The organism is Microbacterium rhizosphaerae (assembly GCF_034120055.1).
Taxonomy (GTDB): domain Bacteria; phylum Actinomycetota; class Actinomycetes; order Actinomycetales; family Microbacteriaceae; genus Microbacterium; species Microbacterium rhizosphaerae.
The window spans coordinates 2,497,061-2,514,825 of sequence record NZ_CP139368.1; the positions used below are offsets into that span (position 1 = coordinate 2,497,061).

Genomic DNA, 17,765 nt, shown 5'->3' on the forward strand with positions numbered 1-17,765 from the left:
CGAGCCCGGCCCCATCCGGGACCGGGCTCGCTCAGGAACGACGGCTCAGCGCGCGGCTGAACCCTCCACGTAGTCGGAGTCCTGCTGCTTCCAGGCGAAGAGCGCGCGCAGCTCACGCCCGGTCGCCTCGATCGGGTGCTGTGCCTCCTTCTCGCGGAGCGCGAGGAACTCGGGGGCACCGGCATCCTGGTCGTCGATGAAGCGCTTGGCGAACGCGCCCGACTGGATGTCGGCGAGCACCGCCTTCATGTTCTCCTTGACGGACGGGTCGATGACACGCGGGCCCGAGACGTAGTCGCCGTACTCGGCCGTGTCGGAGATCGACCAGCGCTGCTTCGCGATGCCGCCCTCCCACATGAGGTCGACGATGAGCTTCAACTCGTGCAGCACCTCGAAGTAGGCGATCTCCGGCTGGTAGCCCGCCTCGGTGAGCGTCTCGAAGCCGTACTCGACGAGGTGCGACATGCCGCCGCACAGCACGGCCTGCTCGCCGAACAGGTCGGTCTCGGTCTCCTCGGTGAAGGTCGTCTCGATGACGCCGGCACGCGTGCCGCCGATGGCCTTGGCGTACGACTTCGCGGTGTCCCAGGCGTGGCCGGAGGCATCCTTCTCGACGGCGATGATGTCCGGGATGCCGCGACCGGCGACGAACTCGCGACGCACGGTGTGGCCGGGGGCCTTCGGCGCGACGAGGATCACGTCCACGCCCTCCGGCGCCTCGATGTAGCCGAAGCGGATGTTGAAGCCGTGCGCGAACGCCAGCGTCTTGCCCTCGGTCAGATTGTCCTTGATGGAGTCCTTGTAGATCGAGCGCTGGTGCTGGTCGGGCGCGAGGATCATGATCAGGTCCGCCCAGGCCGCCGCGTCGGCGACGTTCTTGACCTCGAAGCCGTCCTCCTGCGCCTTGGCGATCGACTTGGAGCCGTCCTTCAGCGCGATGACGACCTCGACACCGGAGTCGCGCAGGTTCTGCGCGTGGGCGTGGCCCTGCGAGCCGTAGCCCACGATCGCGACCTTCTTGCTCTGGATGATCGAGAGGTCGGCGTCGTCGTCGTAGATGATGTCAGCCATGTTGTGTGTTTCTCCTTAGTCGGTCCCCGAGCCTGTCGAGGGGTCGTACACGGCCCCTCGACGAGCTCGGGGACCGGTGGTTGTGATATCAGCCGCGCAGGACGCGTTCGGTGATGCTCTTGCCCCCGCGGCCGATGGCGAGCAGGCCGGACTGGGCGAGCTCCTTGATGCCGAACGGCTCGAGCGCGCGCAGCAGGGCGTCGACCTTGCCTTTGTCGCCCGTCACCTCGACGACCACGGCGTCCGAGGCATAGTCGACGACCGAGGCACGGAAGAGGTTCACCACCTCGAGCACGTTCGAGCGGTTGCTGTTGTCGGCACGCACCTTCACGAGCATGTGCTCCCGCTGGACGGATGCGACGGGGTCGAGCTCGACGATCTTGATGACGTTGATCAGCTTGTTGAGCTGCTTCGTCACCTGCTCGAGCGGCAGTTCGTCGACATCCACCACCACGGTGATGCGCGAGAGCCCCGGCACCTCCGTGACGCCCACGGCGAGCGACTCGATGTTGAAGCCGCGGCGGGCGAACAGACCCGCGACGCGGGTCAGCAGACCCGGCTTGTCCTCCACGAGGAGGCTCAGCACATGACTCGTCATGTCAGTCCTCCATCTCGTTGAAAGCGGGCGAGTGGTCGAGCGCGTACTGGATGTAGCTGTTGCTGACGCCCTGCGGCACCATCGGCCACACCATGGCGTCGGCGCTCACGACGAAGTCGATGACGACCGGCCGGTCGTTCGTCTCGAGCGCGAGCTTGATCGCGGCATCCACGTCCTCCTGCTTCTCGACGCGGATCGCGAGACAGCCGTACGCCTCGGCGAGCTTGACGAAATCGGGGATGCGGACGGTCCCGTGGCCCGTGTTGAGGTCGGTGTTCGAGTGGCGGCCGTCGTAGAACAGCGTCTGCCACTGACGCACCATGCCGAGGGACGAGTTGTTGATGATCGCGACCTTGATCGGGATGTCGTTGATCGTGCAGGTGGCGAGCTCCTGATTGGTCATCTGGAAGCAGCCGTCGCCGTCGATCGCCCACACGACGCGGTCGGGCTCCGCGACCTTCGCGCCCATCGCCGCGGGCACGGCGTAGCCCATCGTGCCGGCTCCGCCGGAGTTGAGCCACGCGTTGGGACGCTCGTACGAGATGAACTGCGCAGCCCACATCTGGTGCTGTCCGACGCCGGCGGCATAGATGCCCTCGGGGCCGGTCAGCTCGCCGATGCGCTTGATCACGTACTGCGGCGACATCAGGCCGTCGCTGGGCTGCGTGTATCCGAGCGGGAACTCGTCGCGCAGGCCCTCGAGGAACGACCACCACTCCGAGATGTCCGGAGCACCGCCGGCGACGACGCCGCGGAAGGCCGTCTCGAGATCGATCAGCACGTCGCGCACGTCGCCCACGATCGGCACGTCCGCCGTGCGGATCTTCGAGATCTCGGCGGGATCGATGTCGACGTGCACGACCTGGGCATGGGGGGCGAACAGCGACGCCTTGCCGGTGACGCGGTCGTCGAACCGCGCGCCGAGCGCCACGATGAGGTCGGACTCCTGGAGCGCGAGCACGGCCGGCACCGTGCCGTGCATGCCGGGCATGCCCAGGTGCTGCGCGTGCGAGTCCGGGAAGGCGCCGCGGGCCATGAGCGTCGTCACGACCGGTGCCCCGGTCGTCTCGGCGAGGGCGAGGAGCTCCGCGGCCGCGCGTGCCCGCACGACGCCGCCGCCGACGTACAGCACGGGCTTCTTGGACTCGGCGAGCAGCTGCGCCGCCGCCTGGATCTGCTTGCCGTGCGCCTTCGTCACCGGGCGGTAGCCGGGCAGATCGACCTTCGGCGGCCAGATGAACGGGGCCTCGGCCTGCTGGGCATCCTTCGTGATGTCCACGAGAACCGGGCCCGGGCGACCCGTCCCCGCGATCTCGAACGCCGCCGCGATCGCGCCCGGGATGTCCTCGGCGCGCTTGACCAGGAAGCTGTGCTTCGTGATCGGCATCGTGATGCCGACGATGTCGGCCTCCTGGAAGGCGTCCGTGCCCATGAGGGTCGAGAACACCTGGCCGGTGATGCAGACGATCGGCACCGAGTCCATGTAGGCGTCCGCGATCGCGGTCACGAGGTTCGTCGCGCCCGGTCCGGACGTCGCGATCGCGACGCCGGTCTTGCCGGAGGCGGAGGCGTACCCCTGCGCGGCGTGGCCGGCGCCCTGCTCGTGGCGCACGAGGATGTGGCGGACCGACTCCGCATCCATGAGCGGGTCGTAGACGGGCATGATCGCGCCGCCGGGCAGCCCGAAGACGTCGGTGACACCGAGGAGCTCCAGCGAGCGGACGACGGCCTCGGCGCCGGACAGCACCGGCGCGGTGGCAGGACGGGCGGGTGGCCGTGGAACGGCCGGGACGGTTTCTGCAGGCATGCGGACGACCTTCGTGCGAGACGGATGGAGAGTGAGGCCTAGCCCGTGACCGCGCCTTCTGCAGCGGAACGCACGAGCTTCGAGTATTTGGCCAGGACGCCACGGGTATAGCGCGGAGGGAGGGGCTCCCAGCCCTCACGGCGGGAGCTCAGCTCTGCCTCATCGACGAGTAGGTCGAGAGTGCGAGCCGCGATATCGACCCGTATCAGATCACCATCGCGCACGAGAGCGACAGGACCAGCGTCCACCGCCTCGGGTGCTATGTGGCCGATGCACAGGCCGGTTGTGCCGCCGGAGAATCGACCGTCCGTCAAGAGTAGTACATCTTTGCCGAGGCCAGCGCCCTTGATGGCGGCCGTGATCGCGAGCATCTCGCGCATCCCGGGGCCGCCCTTGGGACCCTCGTAGCGGATGACCACGACGTCGCCGGCCGCGATCTCGCCGGCCTCGAGGGCGTCCATCGCGCCGCGCTCGCGCTCGAAGACGCGCGCCGGACCCTCGAAGACCGCGGCGTCGAAGCCGGCGGTCTTCACGACCGCGCCATCGGGTGCGAGCGACCCGCGCAGGATCGTCAGACCGCCGGTGGCGTGGATGGGGTTGTCGAAGGTGTGGATGACCTCGCCGTCGATGGGACCGGGGTTCAGCACTGCGAGGTTCTCGGCGAGCGTCTTGCCGGTGACCGTCAGCGCGTCGCCGTGCAGCAGGCCCTCCTCGAGCATCGCCTTCATGATGACGGGGATGCCGCCGTGACGGTCGACGTCGTTCATGACGTACTTGCCGAAGGGCTTCATGTCCGCGACGTGCGGCACCCTGTCGCCGATGCGGTTGAAGTCGTGCAGGCTCAGCTCGACCTCGGCCTCCTTCGCGATCGCGAGGAGGTGCAGGACGACGTTGGTCGAGCCGCCGAGCGCCATGGCCAGGGCGATGGCGTTCTCGAACGCCTCCGGAGTCAGGATGTCGCGCGTCGTGATCCCCTGGCGCAGCAGGTTCACGACGGCCTCGCCGGAGCGGTGCGCGAAGTAGTCGCGGCGGCGGTCCGCCGAAGGCGGCGCTGCCGAGCCCGGCAGCGAGAGGCCCAGCGCCTCGGCGACGGACGCCATCGTGTTGGCGGTGTACATGCCGCCGCAGGCGCCCTCGCCCGGTGCGAAGGAGCACTCGATGCGCTTGAGGTCCTCCTCGCTCATGCGTCCGGCCAGACACGCCCCGACGCCCTCGAACGAGTCGACGATCGTGATGTCCTTCTCGGTGCCGTCGGAGAGCTTCACCCAGCCCGGGGCGATGGAGCCGGCGTACAGGAACACGCTCGACAGATCCAGACGCGCGCTGGCCATCAGCATCCCGGGAATCGACTTGTCGCATCCCGCGAGGAGCACGGTCCCGTCCAGGCGCTCCGCCATGACGACCGTCTCGACGGAGTCGGCGATGACCTCGCGCGAGACGAGCGAGAAGTGCATGCCCTCGTGGCCCATCGAGATGCCGTCGGAGACCGAGATGGTGCCGAACTGCAGCGGGTAGCCGCCGCCGGCGTGCACACCCTCCTTCGCGCCCTGCGCGAGCCGGTCGAGGCTCAGGTTGCACGGGGTGATCTCGTTCCAGCTGGACGCGATGCCGATCTGGGGCTTGTCCCAGTCCTCGTCGCCCATACCCACGCCGCGGAGCATTCCTCGCGAGGTCGTGGCCTCGATTCCGTGCGTGACGACGCGGCTGCGGGGTTTCATGTCGATGGAGTTGTCGGGCTGAGCCATGCGGGAAGTCTATTCCCGCAGCGCGACACGACGATTCGCGAGACGGACCAGCAGGGCCGCCAGCGCCGGGATGTCCGGCACGCTCACGGCGGCCGCGGTGGGACGGTCGCCGACATGGATGCCGAGGTCCTCCGGCCGCAGACTCTCGAGGGCGTCCTCGTCCGTGACGTCGTCGCCGGCGAAGACGACGGCGCTCGCACCGACGAGCTCCCGCAGCTGCGCCACGGCGCCGTCCTTGCCCTCGTGGCGGAACGAGAACTCGAGGATGTCGTGCCCCCTGCGGCGGCGCCACCGCGGCGCCGCGGCCATGACCATCGGCTCGACGATCTGCCGTGCCGCCTCAGCCGTCGCCGCGTCGGCGCGCCGGGTGTGCACGCCGAGCCCGAACGTCTTCGGCTCGATCCAGACGCCCGTCATACGTGCCGTGGCGGCCTCGGCGCGCGCCTGCAGCTCGTCGCGCAGGGCGATGTCGGCGGGGTCGTCGGGCGTGGCCCTGCGGCCCTCCCCCGGCAGCCAGACCTCGGCGCCGTGCGAGCCGGCCAGCAGCAGCGGCGAATCGTCGGCGTGCTCGGCGATGACGCGCAGATCGGGGATGCTGCGCCCCGAGACGAGCGCGACGGTCGTCGCGGGCGCCGCTGTCAGCGCCGACACCGCATCCCGAGCCGCGGGCAGCATCCGCGCCGCCATGGGGTCGTCGACGAGGGGCGAGAGCGTGCCGTCGAAATCCAGGGCGACGAGCAGCCGGTGCGTCACCGCGACCGCATCCAGCAGAGCGTCGACGTCGGCAGACGTCATCCGCCGCTCCCCTGCCACCGCTTCGACGCGGCGAGCGTCGCGAGGAACGCGCGCGACCAGTCGGTGACGGTGTGCTCGCGCACCCGCCGGCGGAGGGCGCGCATCCGTCGCCCCTGCTCCGAGGGCGACATCTCGACGGCGGTCATGATCGCCTCTTTGACGCCGTCGATGTCGTGCGGGTTGATGCGGATGGCGCTGCCGAGCTCGTCGGCGGCGCCGGCGAACTCGCTGAGGATCAGCACGCCGCGATTGTCGTTGCGCGTGGCCACATACTCCTTCGCGACGAGGTTCATGCCGTCCCGCAGCGCCGTGACGAGCATGACGTCTGCGGCGAGGAAGAGCGCGACCATCTCGTCGCGGGGATAGGCCTGATGCAGGTACCGGATCGCGGTGTGCCCCATGGTGTCGAAGTCGCCGTTGATGCGGCCGACATCCTGCTCGATCTCGTCGCGCAGCTGCATGTAGGCCTGGACGCGCTCACGGCTCGGGCTCGCGACCTGCACGAGAGTGACGTCCTCGACGGTCAGGCGTCCGTCCTCGAGCAGCTCGCCGTACGCCTTCAGCCGATGCCGGATGCCCTTCGTGTAGTCCAGGCGGTCGACGCCGAGGAGGATCTTGCGCGGGTTTCCGAGGCTCTCCCGGATCTCCGCGGCCCGTGCCCGCACCTCCGGCTTCTCCGCCAGATCGCTGTACGACTGCGCGTCGATCGAGATCGGAAACGCCTTGGCCAGGGCGACGCGCGTGGTGCCGTCCGGATTGGGCACGTGGATGCCGCTCGCCCGCGTGACGTACCGCAGTTGGCGCCGGACGGCACGGGCGAAATTGCCGGCGTCGGCGACGCGCTGGAAGCCGATCACGTCGGCGCCGAGGAGGCCCTCGAGCACCTGGCGGCGCCAGGGCAGCTGCGAGAAGAGCCCGTATGCCGGGAACGGAATGTGGTGGAAGTAGCCGATCGTCAGGTCGGGTCGCGCATTCCGCAGCATCCGCGGCACGAGCTGCAGCTGATAGTCCTGCACCCACACCGTCGCGCCCTCTGCGGCGACCTCGGCGGCGGCCTCCGCGAACCGGCGGTTGACGCGCACATACGCGTCCCACCAGACGCGGCGGTAGCGCGGAGCAGCGATGACGTCGTGGTACAACGGCCAGAACGTGTCGTTCGACATGCCCTCGTAGTAGAGCTCGACCTCGTCTGCGGAGAGCGTGATCGGAACGAGCATCGTGCCCTCGAACTCGAACGGCTCGACCTCGATGCCGGCCTGCCCCGGCCAGCCGACCCACGCGCCCTGGGACTCGTGCATCACGGGCTCCATCGCGGTCACGAGACCGCCGGGCGACCGGCGCCACCCCCCGTCCTCGTCGCGGTCCACTGGCAGCCTGTTGGCCACGATCACGAACTCCGCTCGATCCACGGCGCCTCCCGTCCTCGGCTTGTCCCTACGCTAACAGGCGCCATAACCTTGCTCTCATGCGCAGGTACATCTTCGGCACGGGCATCATCGGAGCGGTGACGACGGGGCTTGCGATGCTGCGCGAGCTGCGTGAGGGCCAGCCGTTCACGTGGCGCACCGCGCTGATCTGGCTCAGCTGGGGCATCACGGTCGCGCTCGCCGTCGGCGCGATCGTCGACCGCCGCCGCGAGGTCGTGGCCGCCAAGATCGCACGCGGCGAGCGCTGATCACACCGCGTTCGGGTCGTGTCGGTCGACCTCAGAGGTCGATCTCGTAGTGCACGAAGCCGGTGTCGTTCGCGACCACGTCGTACAGGCGCCGGGCCGTCGCGTTGGACTCCTGGGTGAGCCAGTAGACCTTCGCGCAGCCATGCTCCTTCGCCCACTCCACGACGTGCGCGATGAGCGCGCGTCCGGTGCCGCCCCCTCGCGTGCCGGGCGCGACGAAGAGGTCCTCGAGGTAGCAGTACGGCGAGATCGCCCACGTCGACGGGTGCGGCAGCCAGTTCACGAAGCCGACGGCGCGTCCGTCGTCGCGTGCGATCGCCCCGTGCATCCCGTCACCGGCGACGAGGCGCGCGAACGTCGCCTCCGTCACCTCATCGGCGAGCTCGCTCTCGTAGAACGTCAGGTAGCCCTGCCACAGCGGCAGCCATTCGTCACGGTCGGCGGAGGTCAGCGGTGCGATCTGCATGGCTCGACCGTACCGCCGGGCTCCCCTCCCGTGTCGGGGCGGCTCATCGGGTGAGGATGAGGGCGTCGCCCTGCCCGCCGCCGCCGCACAGCGCCACAGCGGCCGTCCCGCGTCCGCGGCGCACGAGCTCGTGCACCATGTGGACGACGAGACGGTTGCCGGAGGCGCCGATCGGGTGGCCGATCGCGATGCCGCCGCCGTGGATGTTCACGATGTCGCTGGACAGGCCGAGCTCCCGCTGCGAGCGCGCGACGACGGCTCCGAACGCCTCGTTGATCTCGACGACGTCGAGGTCCGCGGGAGTGATGCCCTGCTTCGCGCACGCCTTCTCGATTGCTCGAGCCGGCTGGGCGTGCAGGGAGTTGTCGGGGCCGGCGACCTGGCCGGAAGCGCCGACGACGGCGAGCACCTTCCATCCGTTCTCGTCCGCGTGCGAGCGCGAGGTCAGCACCACGGCCGATGCGCCGTCCGAGATCTGCGACGAATTGCCCGCGGTGATCGAGCCGCCCTCGGCGAAGGCCGGGCGCAGCTTCGACAGCGAGTCGACGGTCGTGTCGGGACGCACGCCCTCGTCGACGCTCACCACGACCGGCTCCCCGCGGCGCTGCGGGATCTCGACCTCGACGATCTCGTCCGCGAAGACGCCGGCTTCCTGCGCCGCCGCGGCGCGCTGGTGCGACAGCGCAGCGACGGCGTCCTGGTCCTCGCGAGAGATCTCGTACTTCGGGTTCAGGCGCTCGGTCGAGGCGCCCATGCTCTGGCGGTCGTAGGCATCCGTGAGCCCGTCGTAGGCCATGTGGTCGAGTACCTCGACGGTGCCGTACGACCAGCCGTCGCGCGAGCCCATGAGCAGGTGCGGAGCGCGCGTCATCGACTCCATGCCGGCCGCGACGACGACGTTCGCGTCGCCGAGGCGGATCATGCGCGCCCCGTCGATGATCGCCGTCAGACCTGAGAGGCAGACCTTGTTGACGGATGCGGCGGGCACGTCCCATCCGATGCCCGCACCGATCGAGGCCTGGCGGGCGGGGTTCTGGCCTGCTCCGGCGGGCAGCACCTGGCCGACCAGCACCTGGTCGACGGCCTCGGCCGGGATGCCGCCCTGCGCGAGCGCCCCTTTGATGGCCGCGCTGCCGAGCTGCACGGCGGTGAGCGGGGCGAGCTGGCCCTTCAGCCGGCCCTGCGGCGTGCGCGCCGCTGCGACGATGACGACGTCGTCCATGTTCATGATTCCATTCTCCTGCTGCGATTCGGGGGCGGCTCGGCGCGCTGTCTGCTCGCTGCGCCGGTTCGTCGTCTGCGCGCTCAGCCGCGCAAGGCGTCGGGAACCGCCAGCGGCGGCTCGGTCGCGGCCACGACCTCGTCGGCCGTGACGCCGGGAGCGAGCTCGACGAGCACGAGGCCGTCGGGCGTCACGTCGATGACGGCGAGGTCGGTGATGATCCGGTGGACGACGCCCCGCCCGGTGAGCGGGAGGGAGCACGCATCCACGATCTTGGGGGTGCCGTCCTTCGCAACGTGCTCCATCAGCACGATGACGCGACCCGCGCCGTGGACGAGGTCCATCGCGCCGCCCGGGCCCTTGACCATCTTCCCCGGGATCATCCAGTTCGCCAGGTCTCCACCCGCCGACACCTGCATGGCGCCGAGGATCGCGGCATCGATCTTGCCGCCGCGGATCATGCCGAAGCTGAGCGCCGAGTCGAAGAACGCCGATCCGGGCAGGGTCGTGACGGTCTCCTTGCCGGCGTTGATGAGGTCGGGGTCGACATGCGCCTCGTCCGGATAGGGCCCGACGCCCAGGATGCCGTTCTCCGACTGCAGGACGACCGTCACGCCGTCGGGGACGTAGTTGGGAACGAGCGTCGGCAGGCCGATGCCGAGGTTGACGTACGAGCCGTCGGAGAGCTCGCGCGCGGCGCGCGCGGCCATCTCGATGCGGGTGAGGGCCATGCTCATGCTCCTTCCGGCGCGGCCGCGACGGTGCGGCGCTCGATGCGCTTCTCGATGTCGGATCCGACTTCGACGATGCGGTGCACGTAGACGCCGGGGAGATGGATGCCGTCCGGGTCGAGCTCGCCGGGCTCGACGAGCCGCTCGACCTGGGCGATGCAGACGCGCCCGGCCATCGCCGCGAGCGGGTTGAAGTTGCGCGCGGCCTTGTTGAAGACGAGGTTCCCGTGGCGGTCGCCGGCCATCGCGTGGACGAGCGAGAAGTCGGTGGTGATCGCCTCTTCGAGCACGAAGTCCTTCTCTTCGCCACGGACGAGGAAGCTGCGCACGTCCTTGGAGGGCGAGGCGACGGCGATCGTCCCGTCCGGCGCGTAGCGGCGCGGCAGGCCGCCCTCGGCGACCTGCGTGCCGACCCCTGTCTGCGTGTAGAACGCGGCGATGCCGGAGCCGCCGGCGCGCAGCTTCTCGGCGAGCGTGCCCTGGGGCGTCAGCTCGAGCTCGAGGTCGCCCTCCAGGAACTGCCGCTCGAACTCCTTGTTCTCGCCGACGTACGACGACGTCATCTTGCGGATGCGCCCGGCGTTCAGAAGCACGCCGAGTCCCCAGTCGTCGACGCCGCAGTTGTTGCTGACGACGCTGAGCCCCGTCGTCCCCTGCGCGAGCAGGGCCTCGATGAGGAGCATCGGATTGCCCGAGAGCCCGAAGCCGCCGACCGCGAGGCTCGCGTCGTCGGGAATGTCCGCGACTGCCTCCGCGGCACTCGCCACCTGCTTGTCGATCATCCTGCTCCTTTGCGCGGGCTCGCCGTGAGGAGCCCTGCAGACGATCCTCCCCCTCGCCCGATCGTCACGCCATGCGGATGCTTGCCATGTGGATGCCGTCGTCGATAATGTCCACATCGTGGACACGCAGCGAACGGTCCCCGGCGCGCAGTCCATCGCCCGGGCCGCATCCATCCTCCGCCTCGTCACCGCCGCCGGCGAGTCGGGCGTCACGACGGGCGAGCTGGCCGTGCGCTCCGAGCTGACCCGACCCACGGCGCACCGCCTGCTCACCGCGCTCCGGCGAGAGGGGCTCGTCGACCAGGACGAGCCCAGCGGGCGATGGATGCCGGGACCCGAGCTCTATCTCATGGGAACGGTCGCGGCATCCCGCTATGACATCACCGAGATCGCGCGCGACATCGTGCGCTCCCTCGCCGTGCGCACCGAGGAGAGCGCGTTCCTGTCGGTGCGACGCGGAGACGAGACGGTGTGCCTCATGCGCGAGGAGGGCAGCTTCCCGATCCGCTCCTTCGTGCTGGCGGAGGGCGTGCGGTTCCCGCTCGGCGTCGCGTCTGCGGGCCTGGCCATCCTGTCGTTCCTGCCCCCTCACGATGTGGACGCCTACTTCGAGCGGCATCCCGACCTTTCGACGCGCTGGGGCCCGGCGCACGCGGAGCGCCGGCTGCGCACCCGGCTGCGCGAGACGAAGGAGCGCGGATACGCGCTCAATCCGGGGCTGATCGTCGAGGGCTCCTACGGCCTCGGTGCGGCCGTCTTCACGCGGGAGGGCCACCCTCAGTGGGCGCTGAGCCTCACCGGCGTCGAGTTCCGCTTCGGCCCCGATCGGCTGCCCGAGCTCGGCCGCACGCTGCTCGCACATGCGCACCAGCTGACGTCGCGCATCGCCTCGCGCGGCCACTGACCTCTTGTCAGATACATACCATCGGTATATACTTTTGGTATGCGTAAAGCCGATGACATCCTCGCGATCGTCAGCGCCGCGAACGCGCTGACCCGGATCGCGGCCATCCAGACCCACAACGACGCCCCCGCCGCGCAGTGGCGGGCTCTGAAGGTGCTCGAACACGACGGACCGCAGCGCATCGGCGCCCTCGCCTCCTACAGCCGCACCACCCAGCCGGGCATGACCCGCCTCGTCGGCCAGATGGTCGACGAAGGACTCGTGAGCCGCGGGGCCGATCCCGAGGACTCACGCGCCACGGTGGTGGCGATCACCGACGCCGGCGTCCGCGCCTTCGCCGAGTGGAAGGTCGACCTCGCCGACGCGCTCGAGCCGCTCTTCGCCGATCTCGCCGACGAAGACTGGGCCGTGCTCTCCCGCGCGGCCGACATCCTCACATCCCGCACAGCACCCGTGGAGGCAACCACCCGATGAGCGCGCACGCACCCGCATCCGCATCCCCCTGGCGGCAGCCTGCCCAAGTCTGGGCCGTCGCGTTCGCCTGTGTCGTGGCCTTCATGGGCATCGGTCTGGTCGACCCCATCCTGCCCGCGATCGCGGGGTCGCTGCAGGCCACACCCGTCCAGACCGAGCTTCTCTTCACGAGCTACCTCGTGGTCACCGGGCTCGCGATGCTCGTGACGAGCTGGATCTCCAGCCGTATCGGTGCGAAGGCGACCCTCCTCACGGGTCTGGCCCTCATCGTGGTCTTCGCGCTGCTGTGCGCCCTGAGCGGCAGCGTGGACGCGATCATCGGCTTCCGCGCCGGATGGGGCCTCGGCAACGCGCTGTTCATCTCCACCGCTCTCGCGACGATCGTCGGCGCGGCGGCGGGCGGCAGCGGAGCGGCCATCGTCCTCTACGAGGCCGCCCTGGGCCTCGGCATCGCCATCGGCCCGCTCCTCGGCGGGCTCCTCGGCGAGGTGAGCTGGCGCGGCCCGTTCTTCGGTGTCGTCGTGCTGATGGCGATCGCGTTCGTCGCCGTGGCGGTGCTCCTGCGCGGCCCGTTCGAGAGGCGCGTGCCCGTCCCGTTCAGCGCGCCCTTCAAGGCTCTGCGCATCCCGGCACTGGCGGTTCTGGCCGTCGTCGCGTTGTTCTACAACATCGGCTTCTTCGTCCTTCTGGCCTTTTCGCCGTTCCCGCTCGGCTTCAGCGCGATGGGCATCGGTCTGACGTTCTTCGGCTGGGGCGTCGCGCTCGCCATCACGAGCGTGTGGGTCGCGCCCTGGCTGCTGAGGTTCTGGCGCCGGACGACCGTGATGCTCGTGGTCCTGCCGCTGCTCGCCATCGACCTCGTCGTGGCCGGCATCCTGGTCGCGAGCCAGCTCGCGCTCGTCGTGTGCATCATCGTCGGCGGCTTGTTGCTCGGCATCATGAACACCGTGCTCACCGAGTCGGTCATGGAGTCGACCGACCTGCCGCGCTCCGTCGCCTCGTCGTCGTACTCGGCGGTGCGATTCCTCGGCGGCGCAGCCGCCCCGCCCATCGCCGCGGCCCTGTGGCACGCGTTCGGCCCGACCGTCCCGTACGTGTTCGCCGGCGCATCCGTCATCGTCGCGACCGCTGCGCTCGCGATCGGCCGCCGCGCGCTGAGCCGGGTCGACGAGCACGAGTCCGACGCCGAGGAGATCGGCGCCGCCGTCCTGGTCGGCGACGCCGCCTGAACCCGCGCACCGCGAGCGGCGCGCATCCCCCGTGGATGCCGGCCTCTCGCGGTCAGCGCGGCTCGGAGGACCTCGCAGACTGAGAGACTTGTCGCATGCGCACCACGATCGAGGCGATCCGTCGGTTCTCCGAGGACGGTGAGCGGTTCGCGATGGTGACCGCGTACGACTACACGAGCGCTCGTCTCGTGGATCGCAGCCGTGTCCCGCTGATCCTGGTCGGCGACTCGCTCGGAATGGTCGTGCAGGGCAACGACAGCACCGTCCCGGTCACGCTCGACGACATGATCTACCACACGCGCATGGTCGTGCGCGGAAGTGCGACCTCGCTCGTCGTCGGCGACCTGCCGTTCGGCACGACCGCGATCGAGGACGACGCGGTGCGCGCGGCGGTGCGACTCATGCGCGAGGGGGGATGCCAGTCGGTCAAACTCGAAGGCGGCACTCCCGTCGCCCCGCTCGTGCGCCGGCTCGTCGATGTCGGCATCCCCGTCATGGCCCACATCGGCTACACGCCGCAGTCCGTGAACACCCTCGGCACGCGCGTCCAGGGCCGCGACGAGGCGAATGCCCGCCGTATCGTGCTCGACGCCCTGGCGGTCCAGGAGGCGGGTGCCTGGGCCGTCGTCCTCGAGCTCGTCCCCGCCCCGCTCGCGGCCGCGATCACCGAGCTCCTCGACATCCCGACGATCGGCATCGGGGCCGGGGCGGGATGCAGCGGCCAGGTGCAGGTCTGGCACGATCTGCTCGGTCTCTACGACGACTTCGTCCCGCGCCACGCACGTCGCTTCCGCACGCTCGGCGACGAGGCCGCGGCCGCGCTCGACGAGTACGCGGCCGCCGTGGCCGACGGTTCGTTCCCGGCGGCGGAGAACAGCAGCACGATGGATGCCGGCATCCTCGCCCGCGCCATCGAGGACCTCGAGTGACGGTCGCCATGCCGACCGTCGCCCTGGTGACGGGCGCACGCACCGGCATCGGCCTGGCCACCGCGCGGCTGCTCGCCCGGCGCGGCGCGCACGTCCTGCTCGGCGGGCGGGATGCCGCGACCCTCGAGCCGGTCGTGGACGGGTTGCGCTCGGAGGGCCTCGCGGCCGACGCGTTCGTCGCCGACGTGGCCGACCCGGTCGCCCTCGCGCGGGCGTTCGCGCGCGCCGCCGAGGACGAGCTGGTGCCGCGCATCCTCGTCAACAACGTGGGGGCGCGCGACCGGCGCGGTGTCCGCGACATGGACACGGCGGGCTTCGCCGCCCTCGTGCAGGCGGACCTCGTCTCGGCCTACGACGTCGTGCGGGGCTACCTCGCCGGGCACGGCGCGCGACGCGGCGGGTCGATCGTCAACGTGTCGTCGATCGCCGCCTCGATCGGTCGCGCCGGCGACGTGGCCTACGCCGCGGCGAAAGCGGGGATCGAGGGGATGACGCGATCCCTGGCCGCGGAACTCGGGCCTGACGGCTACCGGGTGAACGCCGTGGCCCCCGGCACCATCGCGACGGAGGCGAACGACGACCTCATGACCGATGCCCGAATGAGCGAGGTCGTGCGCACGAGGACGTCCCTCGGCCGTTGGGGCCGGCCCGATGAGGTCGCAGCGCTCATCGCGTTCCTCGCGTCGGACGAGGCATCCTTCATCACCGGCCAGACGGTCGCGGTCGACGGCGGGCTGACGACGCTCTTCTGACTCAGGCGAGCGGCGCGTTGTCGATGAGCCGGACGGGTCCCACGCGCGCCGCCACGATGCCGAGCGCGCCCGCCACGACCTCGGCGAGCGGCTCGAAGGTCGCCGGGTCGACGATCGCCCAGTACTCGATCGCCGCACCGGCGTCCTGAAGGATGCGACGCGCCTCCGCCTCCAGGCGCGCGGTGTCGCGCTCCCCCGCCGCGACGAGATCGCGTGCCCGCTGAAGGCTGCGGCTGAGCGAGAGGGCGGTCTCCCGGTCGCCGGTGCCGAGGCGGGCGTTGCGGCTCGAGAGCGCGAGCCCGTCGACATCGCGAACGGTCGGCAGTGCCGTGATCGTCGTGGGCAGGTTCAGATCGGCGGCGAGCCGGCGGACGACCGCGACCTGCTGCGCATCCTTCTGCCCGAAGTAGGCGGTGTCGGCCCCGACCGAGACGAGCAGCTTCGTGACGACGAGGGCGACGCCGTCGAAGTGGGATGCGCCGCGCGTGGCGCCCTCCCAGCGTTCGCTCACGCCGCCGACGTGGACGGAGGTCGCGAAGCCCGCGGGGTACATCTCCGCGGCGCTCGGAACGAACAGCAGTGTCGCGCCGGCGGCCTGCGCCAGCTCGACGTCGCGGTCCTCGGTGCGCGGGTAGGCATCGAGGTCCGCTGCGTCGTTGAACTGGGTCGGGTTCACGAAGATCGAGACGACGACCTCGTCGTTCTCCTCGGCCGCGGCGCGGATGAGGGCCAGATGCCCCTCGTGGAGGGCGCCCATGGTCGGAACGACGCCGACCCTGTGCTCTGCGCGACGGATCGCGGCGCGGCGCTCACGCAGCTCGGACACCGTCCGCACAACGAGAGAACGGCCCCGCTCGGCGGGACCGTTCTCTGTCATGTGCACCCCCTGGGACTCGAACCCAGAACCCACTGATTAAGAGTCAGTTGCTCTGCCGATTGAGCTAGAGGTGCATGATCCGCTCGAAGCGAACCGAGAGACAACATTACCGGATGAACCGCCCTCGACGAAATCGCCGCCGCCCCCGGGCGTGCCGAGGATGCTCAGCCTTCCCGCCTACGATTGACCCGTGACCTCCCCCCTCACACCGTCCTCTGCGGCGGCGCCCGCGGCAGGCTCGCATGCCGCTGACCTGCGCGACGACCTCGCTCTCGCGCTCCGTCTCGCCGATGCCGCCGACGCGGTCTCGATGACCCGGTTCGACAGTCCCGACCTCGACGTCCGCACCAAGGCCGACGCGACGCACGTGACCGAGGCCGACCTGGCGACCGAACGCGCCATCCGTGAGATCCTCGCGGGCGAGCGCCCCGGCGACGGCGTGTTCGGCGAGGAGTTCGGCGCGGACGGCTCCACGGACCGCCGGTGGATCATCGATCCGATCGACGGCACCGCCAATTACCTCAAAGGCATCCCGATGTGGGCGACCCTCATCGCGCTCGCGATCGACGGCGTCCCGCGCGTCGGCGTCGTGAGCCAGCCCGCCATCGGGCGGCGCTGGTGGGCGGCGACCGGTCTGGGTGCCTGGACGAACGGGACGCAGCAGGATGCCGGTCCCCGACGGCTCTCCGTCTCGGCCGTCGACAGCCTCGACAGGGCGAGCGTGAGCTTCCAGAGCATCGCCCAGTGGGACGCCGCCGGCCGCCTGGACGAGCTCACGCGGCTCACGCGGGCCGTCTGGCGCGATCGCGGCTACGGCGATGCGTGGCCGTACATGCTGCTCGCCGAGGGCCGTCTCGAGCTCGTGGCGGAGTTCGACGTGAAGGAGTACGACATCGCCGCGCACGTGCCCATCGTGACCGAGGCCGGCGGCCGCTTCACCGCTTTCGACGGCTCCGACTCGATCGCCGCGCGCTCCTCGCTCGCCACGAACGGCCTGCTGCACGATGCGTTCCTCGATCTGCTGCACGGCGCACCCGCCGGCACCTCGACGCCGGGAGCGGACGCGTGACGCGCGGGATGCGGCGCCTGGCCGCCCTCGTCGTCGCCGCGGCTGCGGCATCCGTGCTCGTCGCGTGCGCACCCGCCACGCACTCGTCCTCACCGACCGGCGCACCCCGGGCGGGTTCCACTGCGGCCCCCACCGCCAAGACGCCCTCGAGCAAGCCCACGGCGGCCGGCACGCCCACGTGCGAGGGCATCATCCCCTCGACGACCGTCGACGCGTTCAAGAAGGTCGGCTGGTCCTCCCAGCAGGAGCCCTTCCAGATCGTCGACCAGCAGCTCTCCGGCGGCATCGAGTGCCGCTGGGCCGACTTCTCGGTCGCGAGCGACAACCTGCAGATCTTCGGCTGGGCGCCGATCACGAAGACCCAGGCGCAGTCGGCGCGCGACGCACTCGTCGCATCCGGCTGGCACGTCCTGGACGGGACGACCGACGGCGTCTACATCACCGAGGACAAGTCGACCGCGGTCTCGACCGACGACCAGGGGTACGGGATGACGTACCTCTTCGGGAACGGCTGGGTGAAAGTCGCCGACACCAAGCAGGGCCTCCTGCTGGTCGACTGGCCGCCGTCCTAGAACGCACCCACACACCGCGAGCCCGCATCCGATTCCTGCGGAACGGATGCGGGCTCGCGGCTGAGAG

19 protein-coding genes and 1 tRNA gene are annotated in these 17,765 nt (G+C 70.3%); 8 read left to right on the forward strand and 12 right to left on the reverse strand.

Annotated elements, in window-relative coordinates; translation table 11 throughout:
• Nucleotides 1-45 precede the first annotated feature (45 nt).
• The 6 genes from ilvC to SM116_RS11225 all read right to left on the reverse strand — a co-directional run bounded on the left by ilvC (nt 46) and on the right by SM116_RS11225 (nt 7,425).
• The gene (ilvC, locus tag SM116_RS11200) at nt 46-1,071 is read right to left on the reverse strand and encodes a ketol-acid reductoisomerase (protein WP_320941067.1); all 1,026 of its coding nucleotides are present in this window, start codon (nt 1,069-1,071) and stop codon (nt 46-48) included.
• Between the two features lie 88 nt (nt 1,072-1,159).
• The gene (gene ilvN, locus SM116_RS11205) at nt 1,160-1,669 is read right to left on the reverse strand and encodes an acetolactate synthase small subunit (RefSeq protein WP_320941068.1); all 510 of its coding nucleotides are present in this window, start codon (nt 1,667-1,669) and stop codon (nt 1,160-1,162) included.
• A 1-nt stretch (nt 1,670) separates the two neighbouring features.
• On the reverse strand, nt 1,671-3,476 hold the full coding sequence (locus SM116_RS11210; RefSeq protein WP_320941069.1) for an acetolactate synthase large subunit: 1,806 nt from the start codon (nt 3,474-3,476) through the stop codon (nt 1,671-1,673).
• A 38-nt stretch (nt 3,477-3,514) separates the two neighbouring features.
• Nucleotides 3,515-5,221, reverse strand: coding sequence for a dihydroxy-acid dehydratase (gene ilvD, locus SM116_RS11215; RefSeq protein ID WP_320941070.1), 1,707 nt, complete (start codon nt 5,219-5,221; stop codon nt 3,515-3,517).
• A 9-nt stretch (nt 5,222-5,230) separates the two neighbouring features.
• Nucleotides 5,231-6,016 (reverse strand): trehalose-phosphatase, encoded by a 786-nt coding sequence (otsB, locus tag SM116_RS11220; RefSeq protein WP_320941071.1) that lies wholly within the window; start codon nt 6,014-6,016, stop codon nt 5,231-5,233.
• Nucleotides 6,013-7,425, reverse strand: coding sequence for an alpha,alpha-trehalose-phosphate synthase (UDP-forming) (locus SM116_RS11225; protein ID WP_320941072.1), 1,413 nt, complete (start codon nt 7,423-7,425; stop codon nt 6,013-6,015). The genes otsB and SM116_RS11225 overlap by 4 nt, the downstream gene beginning before the upstream one ends.
• Before the next feature lie 56 nt (nt 7,426-7,481).
• Here SM116_RS11225 and SM116_RS11230 point away from each other — a divergent pair, with 56 nt between their 5' ends.
• Nucleotides 7,482-7,691 (forward strand): hypothetical protein, encoded by a 210-nt coding sequence (locus tag SM116_RS11230; protein WP_320941073.1) that lies wholly within the window; start codon nt 7,482-7,484, stop codon nt 7,689-7,691.
• A gap of 31 nt (nt 7,692-7,722) precedes the next feature.
• Here SM116_RS11230 and SM116_RS11235 read toward each other — a convergent pair whose 3' ends face one another.
• The 4 genes from SM116_RS11235 to SM116_RS11250 all read right to left on the reverse strand — a co-directional run bounded on the left by SM116_RS11235 (nt 7,723) and on the right by SM116_RS11250 (nt 10,892).
• Nucleotides 7,723-8,157 carry a GNAT family N-acetyltransferase gene (locus SM116_RS11235; protein ID WP_320941074.1) on the reverse strand — a complete coding sequence of 145 codons (435 nt, stop codon included), beginning with the start codon at nt 8,155-8,157 and terminating at the stop codon, nt 7,723-7,725.
• A gap of 43 nt (nt 8,158-8,200) precedes the next feature.
• Nucleotides 8,201-9,385: an acetyl-CoA C-acetyltransferase gene (locus SM116_RS11240; RefSeq protein WP_320941075.1), complete on the reverse strand. Its 1,185-nt coding sequence runs from the start codon at nt 9,383-9,385 to the stop codon at nt 8,201-8,203.
• A gap of 77 nt (nt 9,386-9,462) precedes the next feature.
• Entirely contained in the window at nt 9,463-10,110 is a 648-nt protein-coding gene (locus SM116_RS11245) for a 3-oxoacid CoA-transferase subunit B (RefSeq protein ID WP_320941076.1), read from the reverse strand.
• 2 nt (nt 10,111-10,112) lie between these two features.
• Entirely contained in the window at nt 10,113-10,892 is a 780-nt protein-coding gene (locus SM116_RS11250; RefSeq protein WP_320941077.1) for a CoA transferase subunit A, read from the reverse strand.
• Between the two features lie 118 nt (nt 10,893-11,010).
• On the opposite strand from SM116_RS11250, the gene SM116_RS11255 reads away from it, so the two are divergent.
• The 5 genes from SM116_RS11255 to SM116_RS11275 all read left to right on the forward strand — a co-directional run bounded on the left by SM116_RS11255 (nt 11,011) and on the right by SM116_RS11275 (nt 15,180).
• Entirely contained in the window at nt 11,011-11,796 is a 786-nt protein-coding gene (locus tag SM116_RS11255; protein ID WP_320941078.1) for an IclR family transcriptional regulator, read from the forward strand.
• Nucleotides 11,797-11,835: 39 nt separating this feature from the next.
• Nucleotides 11,836-12,270: a MarR family winged helix-turn-helix transcriptional regulator gene (locus tag SM116_RS11260; RefSeq protein ID WP_320941079.1), complete on the forward strand. Its 435-nt coding sequence runs from the start codon at nt 11,836-11,838 to the stop codon at nt 12,268-12,270.
• Nucleotides 12,267-13,499, forward strand: coding sequence for an MFS transporter (locus SM116_RS11265; protein ID WP_320941080.1), 1,233 nt, complete (start codon nt 12,267-12,269; stop codon nt 13,497-13,499). The genes SM116_RS11260 and SM116_RS11265 overlap by 4 nt, the downstream gene beginning before the upstream one ends.
• Nucleotides 13,500-13,594: 95 nt before the next feature.
• The gene (gene panB, locus SM116_RS11270; protein WP_320941081.1) at nt 13,595-14,428 is read left to right on the forward strand and encodes a 3-methyl-2-oxobutanoate hydroxymethyltransferase; all 834 of its coding nucleotides are present in this window, start codon (nt 13,595-13,597) and stop codon (nt 14,426-14,428) included.
• A complete protein-coding gene (locus tag SM116_RS11275; protein WP_320941082.1) occupies nt 14,425-15,180 on the forward strand; it encodes an SDR family oxidoreductase in 756 nt (251 codons plus the stop codon). The genes panB and SM116_RS11275 overlap by 4 nt, the downstream gene beginning before the upstream one ends.
• Before the next feature lies 1 nt (nt 15,181).
• Here the strand turns inward: SM116_RS11275 and panC are convergent, their stop codons facing one another.
• Nucleotides 15,182-16,057 carry a pantoate--beta-alanine ligase gene (gene panC / locus SM116_RS11280; protein ID WP_320941083.1) on the reverse strand — a complete coding sequence of 292 codons (876 nt, stop codon included), beginning with the start codon at nt 16,055-16,057 and terminating at the stop codon, nt 15,182-15,184.
• A gap of 1 nt (nt 16,058) precedes the next feature.
• A tRNA-Lys gene (locus tag SM116_RS11285) sits at nt 16,059-16,131 on the reverse strand.
• A 116-nt stretch (nt 16,132-16,247) separates the two neighbouring features.
• Here SM116_RS11285 and SM116_RS11290 point away from each other — a divergent pair.
• Together SM116_RS11290 and SM116_RS11295 are read left to right on the forward strand one after the other, a co-directional pair.
• Nucleotides 16,248-17,126 (forward strand): inositol monophosphatase family protein, encoded by an 879-nt coding sequence (locus SM116_RS11290; RefSeq protein ID WP_320941084.1) that lies wholly within the window; start codon nt 16,248-16,250, stop codon nt 17,124-17,126.
• The gene (locus tag SM116_RS11295) at nt 17,123-17,698 is read left to right on the forward strand and encodes a hypothetical protein (protein ID WP_320941085.1); all 576 of its coding nucleotides are present in this window, start codon (nt 17,123-17,125) and stop codon (nt 17,696-17,698) included. The genes SM116_RS11290 and SM116_RS11295 overlap by 4 nt, the downstream gene beginning before the upstream one ends.
• Nucleotides 17,699-17,765: the final 67 nt, after the last annotated feature.